Source organism: Nostoc sp. CHAB 5715 (assembly GCF_020829685.1).
Taxonomy (GTDB): domain Bacteria; phylum Cyanobacteriota; class Cyanobacteriia; order Cyanobacteriales; family Nostocaceae; genus Nostoc.
In genome coordinates, this window is sequence record NZ_JAIVFR010000713.1 from 1 (window position 1) to 4,037 (window position 4,037).

4 protein-coding genes are annotated in these 4,037 nt (G+C 43.2%); 2 read left to right on the forward strand and 2 right to left on the reverse strand.

Features of this window, described 5'->3' with window-relative positions; genetic code table 11:
• Nucleotides 1-1,806, reverse strand: a 1,806-nt coding sequence (locus LC574_RS29655) for an ATP-binding protein (protein WP_267871714.1), incomplete at its 3' end; no start/stop codon positions are given.
• A gap of 82 nt (nucleotides 1,807-1,888) precedes the next feature.
• Between LC574_RS29655 and LC574_RS29660 the strand changes: the two genes are divergently transcribed.
• Together LC574_RS29660 and miaA are read left to right on the forward strand one after the other, a co-directional pair.
• Nucleotides 1,889-2,116 carry a hypothetical protein gene (locus tag LC574_RS29660; protein WP_229457195.1) on the forward strand — a complete coding sequence of 76 codons (228 nt, stop codon included), beginning with the start codon at nucleotides 1,889-1,891 and terminating at the stop codon, nucleotides 2,114-2,116.
• 59 nt (nucleotides 2,117-2,175) lie between these two features.
• Nucleotides 2,176-3,078, forward strand: a complete 903-nt coding sequence (gene miaA / locus LC574_RS29665) for a tRNA (adenosine(37)-N6)-dimethylallyltransferase MiaA (protein WP_229457196.1) — start codon at nucleotides 2,176-2,178, stop codon at nucleotides 3,076-3,078.
• A gap of 60 nt (nucleotides 3,079-3,138) precedes the next feature.
• On the opposite strand, the gene LC574_RS29670 is transcribed toward miaA, so the two are convergent.
• Entirely contained in the window at nucleotides 3,139-3,909 is a 771-nt protein-coding gene (locus LC574_RS29670) for a Uma2 family endonuclease (RefSeq protein WP_229457197.1), read from the reverse strand.
• Nucleotides 3,910-4,037: the final 128 nt, after the last annotated feature.

Below are 4,037 nucleotides of genomic sequence, written 5' to 3' on the forward strand. Positions count from 1 at the left end.
GTTGTTATTGAGTTTGTTGAAATCAACATGATGGCGATCGCTGCCATCTGACGACTTATAGACACCATGCTCAAGGTTGTAAAAATCTGCCAGCAAATGAGTGTAAATCCACTTATCATTCAATGGATTCCAAATCATTTCGTAGCCAATAAGTCCCGTTCCCCCTTCATTCTTCTGCGATATCTGACGATGTAGAGGCATGAGCGAGTCTTCTGGAGTCAGTAATTCTGCTGCCTTATAACTGCCATCTCGCAACATATGTAGGTGATCCGGTGTACAGATTAGGGTTTCCCCATTATCTAATGTAATTTTGATGACTTCGGCATTGGCCTTTGTCATTCGGGCATTGATGATTCTTTCTATCCCAATATTCCCACTTTCTCTGATTGTGTAGCAAAAATGCTCCTTTCCCATGGCCTGTTCGGTAACAATTTCTTCAAGGCTAAGATTACGTCCATCAGCTAATGCTACTAGGGTACTACCGATGTAACATCCCCCTGCTGAGTCCCCTTCCACGATGAATATCTCAGATTCGCTGGGATCGCGAGAACTACAATCTGCCAATTTACCAGGTAATGGCGAAGATTCCAACACCGATTTGCGCCGAACTAATTCCCGCGCATGACGGGCTGCTTCTGCGGCTTTGAAAGCTTGGATGGCTTTGTCTAAAATTGAGTCTGCGATCGCAGGGTGAAATTCTAGGTACTCGGTGAGGACTTCTCCCACCAAAGAATCAACAATCCCTCGAACTTCAGTGTTACCGAGTTTGGTTTTGGTTTGTCCTTCAAATTCTGGATCTGGGACTTTAACGGAAATTACCGCAGTCAAACCTTCACGGACGTGTTCGCCACTGAGGTTAGGTTCATTCTCTTTAATTTTATTGCGTTTGCGGGCGATCGCATTTAATGTCCGAGTCAGAACTGCCTTCAACCCTTCTAAGTGCGTACCACCGTCCACTGTGCGAATATTGTTAGCAAAACCTAGCACATTATCCGTATAAGCATCAGTACACCACTGCAAAGAAACATCCACTTGTACGTTGTTCCGTTCTCCCTGCACATAGATAATTTCTTCATGCAGGGGTTGCTTCTCGCGGTTCATGTAAGCAACGTACTCTTTGATCCCACCCTTGTATTCGTAGGTTTCTACCTTGGGTGTATCGCTTTTTAGTAGTTCTAAACGGTGGTCAGTAAAGGTAATTTTGACACCTGCATTCAGATACGCCAATTCCCGTAGGCGACCTGATAAAGTGATGTAATCAAGCTCAATGCTAGTAGTGAATATTTGGGTATCTGGCTTAAAAGTAACAGAAGTTCCGGTTCTAGCTTCTTTGTAAGGCTTGACTTGCAAATCGCTAACTGGGATACCGCGTTCATAGCGTTGGATATGAACCTTTTTATCTCGCCAAACTGTAACTTCTACAACCTCAGACAGGGCATTAACAACAGAAATACCAACCCCGTGCAATCCTCCAGAAACTTTGTAACCACCGCCGCCAAACTTACCACCAGCGTGCAGTACCGTCATTACGGTTTCCAAAGCCGATTTTCCGGTGCGCGAGTGAGTATCGACGGGAATACCGCGACCATCATCTGTTACAGTCACTGAACCATCAGCGTTGATATCCACTTCTATATGAGTGCAATGACCCGCCAAAGCCTCATCAATTGAATTGTCCACCACCTCGTAAACTAAATGGTGGAGTCCTCGCGGCCCAGTGGTACCAATGTACATTCCTGGTCTTTTGCGGACGGCTTCCAGACCTTCCAGAACTTGAATCTGATCGGCACTGTAACTGCTCGTCATGTAAACTCTCCTGATACGTGGGGTTGAAATCGCCTAAAGGCAAATAAAAGTAAAAACACTCCAAAATTGTAACACAAAAGCCTTGCTGGCGTCTGTAGGGCATTTTCAAGAGAAGTTTATACTAGGGTTGCAGTACCGGGGAAGAGGGGCAGGGGAGGCAGGGGGAGAAATCAATTCAAAATTCAAAACTTGTACTGAGCGTAGCCGAAGTATTCAAAATTCACGCATTAAAGAACTTCTGCCTTCTGGCTCCAGCAAGAACTGCCTCCTCTTTCCCAATGCCCAATGCCCAATGCCCAATGCCCAATGACCAATGACTAATGACTAATGACCAATGACTAATGACTAATGACTAATGACTAATGACTAATGACTAAATTAATTGTGATTTGTGGGGCGACGGCAACGGGTAAATCTGGTTTGGCTTTGGCTTTGGCGATGCGGTTGGGTTCTGTAATTCTCAGTGCTGATTCTCGTCAAGTTTACCGTGAGTTTGATATTGGGACGGCGAAACCAACTATGGCTGAACAAAAATTGGTGCCGCACTATTTAATAGATATCTGCGATCCAACAGACATGATGACAGTAGCAGACTATCAGGAGCAAACACAAGCCTTAATTGCTTCTGTTGGTGTTACACCACTGTTGCTAGTTGGTGGTACTGGTTTATATATCCGTTCCATTGTCCAAGGGATGAAAATTCCCAGAGTTGCACCACAGATGGAATTGCGATCGCAACTTCAATCTCTCGGTCAAACACAACTCTACGCAATGTTACAACAAGTTGACCCCGTTGCAGCACAAAAGATTCATGGCAATGATTCAGTGCGAACTTTAAGAGCCTTAGAGGTATATTATGTCACTGGTCATCCCATTTCAGAACAGCAAGGGGAGAATCCACCAAATTATCCGATTTTGCAAATTGGTTTAGATTGCGATGTTGAAAAGTTGTTTGCTCGTATTCAACAGCGTACTGAGCAAATGATAGCAAATGGTTTGGTAGCTGAAGTGGAGTATCTTTGTCAAAAATATGGTGCTGATTTGTCTTTGTTAAATACTTTGGGCTATCAAGAAATTAAGCAATATTTGGCTGGGGATATTTCCTTAGATGAAGCGAAAGAATTAACAATTTTGCATACCCGACAATTTGCCAAGCGACAACGCACTTGGTTTCGAGCATATCCACAAATTGAATGGTTTGATGCGGATGATCCTGATTTATTAGAGAAGGTTTGGCATCGTATAAATGAGTTTATAAGTCGCACGAGTTAGTGAGAATTTTTTTGCTCATGCAAAGACGCAAAAAAACTTTGCGTCTTTACAGCGAGTGTCTTATAGAGTGTTGGGATCTACGCCCATAGCCCGTAGCCTATCTGCTAGTAATTGGGTGCGTTGTTCTGCTTGTTCGGCACGTTGTCGTTCTTGTTCGGCACGTTGTCGTTCCTGTTCGGCACGTTGTCGTTCTTGTTCGGCACGTTGTCGTTCCTGTTCGGCGCGTTCATCTCCAGTCGATAAAAGATTTCCATCTTGGTAGCACCAGCGTAACCAAGTATCTTGTCTTTCTTCAAATTTACCTTCCCACAAAGTTACGCCTAAACCAACTTGTTCTAACCAATTTTCTGAAGTTTCAAAGTAGCGCCTTCCTCTAAGTTCATAAACGCGCAGGACTTTTTCTCCTAATTGCTGAGTTTGATCGTATACGATGTAATAACTAGCCCGCATTTGTTCATAAATTTTCAGTTTTTTGCCAAGTTCATCACCTTCTTTATTAGAGACAATTTCAATTACGACTTCTGGAGGTTTGCCAAAACGCCAAACCATATAACAACGATTTTGTTTTTTCCACCAATTTTCAGGAACTTGGACATCTAAGCTGAGAAAAACATCGGGTACAATTGCGGGCTGACCGTCTGTATGGTAAATACCGACATTAGCCTCAGCCAAAAAAGTCTGCTGCTGTATGGAACTGTAAAGAGAACTAACTAAAAGACGTTGTTGTTTGGCAGATGCAAAATTGTCCACAGGTGTATCATCTTCAGTGACTAGCTGGTTGGCATCTGACACATAGTAATCATCATCATGGATTAGAACTTGCTGAACGATGATTTTATCTAGTATTTGTGAGCGGTATTTCTAGGTTAGTTGATGGCATATAGGAAAACAGTAACTATCTTTGTATCCCGTATTCATACATGACATGATGGTTGAACTTACCTGACGGATATTACCTT

What these genes read in the sequence shown, in the direction of transcription:
- miaA (WP_229457196.1), top strand. Translation starts at nt 2,176, where the DNA reads ATGACTAAATTAATTGTGATTTGTGGGGCGACGGCAACGGGTAAATCT.